Consider the following 5,416-nt stretch of genomic DNA (forward strand, 5'->3'; position numbering starts at 1 on the left):
CAATAACAATTAAAATTGTAAGTTATTTAATTCGCGATCCTAAGCCCTGACCGAAAGCATCCAGGATACAAGCCCCCGGATTCATCCGTGGGGTCAATGCTTCAATTCTTTAATCTAAAATCTAAAATCTAAAATCTAAAATCGATTGACTCAGCCAGTGAGGGATCAAGGGTTCAGCGGGAAACAACCGACTCGAACTAAATTCCTTCCCTTAAGACTTGCACCACAAATCCGCTCAACCAGGCATATATTTGGTTAAGGTGGTTATTGTACGCCTAAAGTGAGATTTGTGGCGCAGATCCCGCCAATAATTAAAAACTTATGCTGGAAAAGGCATTAACCGCCCGTAGGCTGAATCTAGGGGCGATTTTGTCCTGGTTCAGGTCATTGTGTTTGATAAAATCAGAAGTTATCCTTGCTTTAGCTGAATAATTAATTAGATAGGGGGATATATAATGACAAGCAGCAAAATTATTTTGAGTTACTTAGGCCCGCGAGAAATTGAGGTCAATAGGGCCGCTGTGTTACTTGGCACTTTTGACACAAATCTAGTGGCAGCGATTTCAGCAACAGAAGGCTCAAATGCCCTGAATGTCGGGAGAAATCTCTCTAGAGGCATTTGGAACATCAGTTTAGAAAAAGGATTCCCTAGCGCAGGAACTCGCACATTGCTGGTGAGGGCAAGTGATAAGACCGGCCAAGTTATCGGTCAACAAACAATTAACATCAAAGTTAATCCTGCTTCTGGATCACCCGCTCAATTTTTGACGTTAATTACTCTCAGAGATACCGCATTCAAAGTCGGAACACTGCCCGCAAGCAATCTTAACAACCTGCAAAAAGCGGAAATACCAGCAGGTAAAATTTATCAAATTAGGGACTACGAGTTAGAAGATGGACATCTGAATGTTCAACTAAATAATCCAATTACTCCGGTGGGAACCTCTGGCTTTTTCTATGAAAAACACGTACTTATAACCAAAGGCGCAAAAATTCTCATATTCGATCGCGCCGAGTTGCCGACCCCGCCGCGTGGAATGCAGTTACTGTGGGTGATCAAAAAGACCTGGTTAAAGTTAACCCCCGCAGATTCTGCAACTTTAGGAGCAACTCAGAAATTACAATTTAACGCAGGAGAAACTTTCAATCTTCTTGGCTACGCTTGCGTGGAAAACCATTTCCGAGTCGCTTTTGAGCGGGCAGTTCCTAACTTAGGAACTTCGGGATTTCTGTACTGGCAGCACCTCCAAATTTTGCGAGACGGGAGGGGAATTGAGTATGATAGAAATGCAGTTACGATGACAATCATCAAAACGACTGTGTTTAAAAAGCGGCCGGTAAATGCCGCTAGCCTGCCACCTCAAGAAAAAATTACCTTGCCGGCGGGAATGATTTACGGAATTGCCGGATTCTCGATCGAACAAAGCCACATTAAAGTCTCGCTGACCGAGAATTTGCCGCAATTTGGCAATACGGGTTTCATTTATCCCGATTTTGTGCAATTCAGCCGCGGTGGCAAATCTTTCAATCCCGCTCCGAATTTAACTTATCAAGGGCCGTCAGAAGTTTTGGTAAATCAGCCGATCGTCCTTCGGGGTACTTTTGACCGAGAAAAAACAGCAAAAATTGAGGTGATAGCTGAGGATACATTTCCCCTAAGCGTCACGCTAAACCAAGAGGCCAGCACTTGGCAAGTTAATTTGTCTAAAGGATTTAGCGTAGCGGGAGCTCGGTGGCTCAGGTTGCGGGCAACTGACAGCAAAGGCAACGTTACTGGCAGCCAAATAATTTACATTGCCGTAACTTCCGATCCGCTAACTGTCGGACGAGGTTTGACCTTAAAGATACTTTCTGACACTTTGTTTAAGGTAGCTCCCCTTGATTCTTCCCGGCTCAACAATCAGCAAAAAGTTTTTGTCAAAGCAGGCCAGACTTTGGCCGTTAGCAAATACGGATTTATTGACGGGCATCTCAAGGTGGTTGTGGATTCAGCAATTTCACCGATCGGCACTTTTGGCTATTTTTATGAACCCGACGTTCAGTTGGCCAAAGGTACTCAAATCCTGAGATTTGACCTGGCTGACGTACCGAATAGCAACGTCAGCGCTCAACTTTTGGTAACTCAAACAACTCAGATTAAAGCTAAACCCGAAGATTCATCGAAACTGCCTGCCGATCAAATGGCTGACCTACTTTTAGGCACTACCTATGCCATTACTGGTTATGCCTGCATTTTGGGGCATTTCCGAGTAACTCTCGCCGAATCTATTCCCGGTTTCGGCAATATCGGATTTATTTATTGGCAGGACGTTAAAATTAAAAAAGACGGCAAAGAGGTTCCCTTTGACCCCGATGCTTTGACGATGACAATCCTGCAAGCAACTGTCTTTAAAAAGCGGCCGGTAGATTCTGCTAACCTGAGCAGTACCGAGAAAACTACGCTGCCTTTAGGTCGAGTTTACGGCGTGAACAGCTACGGTGCGGAAGGATCTCACCTGAAAGTTTCCCTGACTGAAGAACTGCCGAATTTGGGCAATACAGGTTATGTTTTTCCTAGTTTTGTTCAGTTCAAGCGGGGAGATAAAATTTTCGATCCGGTTCCGAACAATGTGGAATTGAACGTGCCGTATTTTTCGCAGCGGGACAATCCGCGTTTTGACTGGTCTACTTGCAACGTAACTTCGATCGCGATGGTATTTTATTACTACGGCGTTCGTTCTCAGTGGGGCGGACAGTTGGAGGATGAGTTGTTGCAGTGGTGTTTCGACTATGCCGGCCAGGGTTCTCAAACCGATCACAGCGTGCTTTCGGCGCTGATTCAGGCTTACGGGTTTAAGACGAGTTTTAGTACGACTCGCACGTGGGCCTCGGTGCGATCGGAATTGCTGAATCGGCGACCAGTAGTTTTAGCAGGAGATTTTACTGCGGCCGGTCACATTCTTACTTTAATTGGCTACAATTCTCAGGGTTATATCGTGCAAGATCCTTGGGGAGATGCACTCACTGGTTACAGCGATACTGAGGGGAGAAAGTTGATGTATCCCTACAGTTACGTCAATCAAGTTGCTGGGCCAGATGGGAATGTTTGGGCGCATTTTATTTCTCGATAGTCTACTCTACTGTTGGCAATTTGTGAGGCACTACGCCTATTCGTAAGGTGTGCATAATACCAATTTAATGTGAAGTTGCACATATCTCGCTCCCCCTCGCATACCCCCTACTCCCCCTGGTTGTTGGGGAGTAGGGGTTGACTTTGAGAAGAATCTTGTCCCCCCCCTTGTAGGGGCGGTGCGACCCCTACTCCCCGTGCCCGCCCTCTTTAGGGGGGATCAGATTCTACGGGGCCTCATAAAAATTTGGTATAACAGCTATTCGTAAGGTACTTAATGCACACCCTACCTAACTTAGGAAATCTTGCGCTTAATTTTGCGTTTTGCAGCCCCCATACCTAAAAAGCTCAATCCTACTAAAGTACCAAACCAAGTAGAAGGTTCCGGTACAGCCTCAAACGATCCTTGAATAGCGATCGCATCGTTAGCGCACTCGGCAAAAAAGTTAGCAATATAGTTCCCCGAAGGCATTGATGATTTATTGAAACTGAATCCAATGGTTTGAGAACCTACGGCATTAAACTGAGCGAAATTAACACCGAGGACACTCAAAGTCGCTGGTGTTAAAAAATTGATTTCTCCTACTTTTGTACCCGTAGCTATTGAGTTGAGAATAGTCGAGTTTCCGGTTTGTTGAAAATAGGGGTCTGTGGCAGCTAAATCGCCCATTGATGGGGTTCCGCCTTGAGATGCCACTACCGTATTGAATTGATTTAAATTGGTAAAACCAGAGTTAGTTTGGGTAACGCTTTTAGCGGTAACATCCTTGTAAACGCCTGTTGTCGCCACGCCGGAGTCATTTCCTTCGGCAAAGCGGATACCAAACAAGCTGCCGTTTGCGTTAGCTGTATTGAAGTTTTGACCGGAAAAATTGAAGAATAAATCGCCGTAGTTGATGTTGCCTCTTTGAGCTAGTGGGTCGGCATATCCTGCTAAACTTAGATTAGAATTGATGGCGATGAAAGCTGTATCTGATGTTTCTTTGATGGCGATGCCGTAAAATTCAAATTCCCCGCCGCCGATTTGGGGCCCTGTCACGCCGTCGTTGAAGGAATCGATCGCATAATGCCAGCCATGAGATAGCGTTGCTGCTGTAGCTTTTTGTTGCTGTAGTGCGAAAAGGGTACAGAAAATAGCCACTGAGTAAGTCCAGTGGATGCTGTTTTTAGCAATGGATTTCATAAAATGCTCCCTGGGAATCATTGTTAAATTGTCAAGTCTGCTCGCTCGACAGTTTTTAATTTTTAGTAAATCATACCTTCAGGCCGAATTTCTTAAAGTTTTGCTAAAAATTTGGTCTGGCAATTGCATCATATTAAATAGATTGCTTAAAACACCCAACCAATGCCAGTAGCTAAATATCGCAATCCTCGCATCAGTTGTAAAAATATGTACGGGTAGTGCCTTTCTTTGCCTACCCCACCCAAGGCGGGGCAACCGGGCGTGGGTTTTGCCCCTACAAGAATTACACAACTTACTTAGGATTGCTATACAGGACTTACGCAGGCACAGTATTGTAGTGAAGCTGCATAAGTCCTGTAGGTGCAAATAAACCGACTACCGGGTTTGGGCGGTTGAGAACAGCAATAAACTGCCTGCTAGTCGAGATATAGGCGGTACCCGCCTCTACAAGATATTATTATTTTTTCCTGCCGATCGACTTAATTGATTTTTTATCAATTACCAATTAATTTTGACAAAAGTGGGCGTGATGTTGTAGATGCCGATGCCGGATTCTATTAATAATTCGATTGTTTGATTAATAATTTTCATAAATTGTCTTTCATCGCCAGCCCTGTTCCATATACCTCTCCAATAATTATTGTGGAACAGGCGTCCTGCCTGTTCAAGACAGGCTTTGCTGGATCTGTCTAATAATTATAATTACCTGGGTTGGGATGACTTCATTCCTCCAACTCCTCAAATGCCGAGCGCGCATAACAATTTTACTAATATTACCATAAGCGTTCCACCCAACAGGCTCTCATGAGTCAGCACTTTTTCTCTAAGTGCCGCACAAAGCGAGAATTGGATAGTCAAAAAAAATCATACGGCAAGAACGATCGCAGGTTTTTAGCACACCCAATCAACTTCCGGTTCTACATCCGCTGCAGGCATCGCGGGTTCCTTCTAACTCGGCCGGTGGTTTCTGCACTCTTATGCGCTGCATAAATCAATCAAATTTTTAAATCCTGTTAATATATCGCCGACAGTTCGTTGACTATCTTGACTGATACTTTTAATCCAGACAATCCCCGACAATCGGCAACAATCTGAATATAGCACACTCATCAGACAGGTCCCAG

At 44.6% G+C, this 5,416-nt stretch carries 2 protein-coding genes; one reads left to right on the plus strand and one right to left on the minus strand.

The window, feature by feature from the left end; genetic code table 11:
* Nucleotides 1-455: 455 nt before the first annotated feature.
* Entirely contained in the window at nucleotides 456-3,110 is a 2,655-nt protein-coding gene (locus QUB12_RS36470; RefSeq protein ID WP_333310962.1) for a C39 family peptidase, read from the plus strand.
* A 294-nt stretch (nucleotides 3,111-3,404) separates the two neighbouring features.
* Here QUB12_RS36470 and QUB12_RS36475 read toward each other — a convergent pair whose 3' ends face one another.
* Nucleotides 3,405-4,292 carry a PEP-CTERM sorting domain-containing protein gene (locus QUB12_RS36475; protein WP_333310963.1) on the minus strand — a complete coding sequence of 296 codons (888 nt, stop codon included), beginning with the start codon at nucleotides 4,290-4,292 and terminating at the stop codon, nucleotides 3,405-3,407.
* Between the last annotated feature and the right edge of the window lie 1,124 nt (nucleotides 4,293-5,416).

It is taken from the genome of Microcoleus sp. B7-D4 (genome assembly GCF_036705125.1).
GTDB lineage: Bacteria > Cyanobacteriota > Cyanobacteriia > Cyanobacteriales > Microcoleaceae > Microcoleus.

Coding starts and splice junctions, on each gene's coding strand:
- QUB12_RS36470 (WP_333310962.1), top strand. CDS start 456: ATGACAAGCAGCAAAATTATTTTGAGTTACTTAGGCCCGCGAGAAATT.
- QUB12_RS36475 (WP_333310963.1), bottom strand. CDS start 4,292: ATGAAATCCATTGCTAAAAACAGCATCCACTGGACTTACTCAGTGGCT.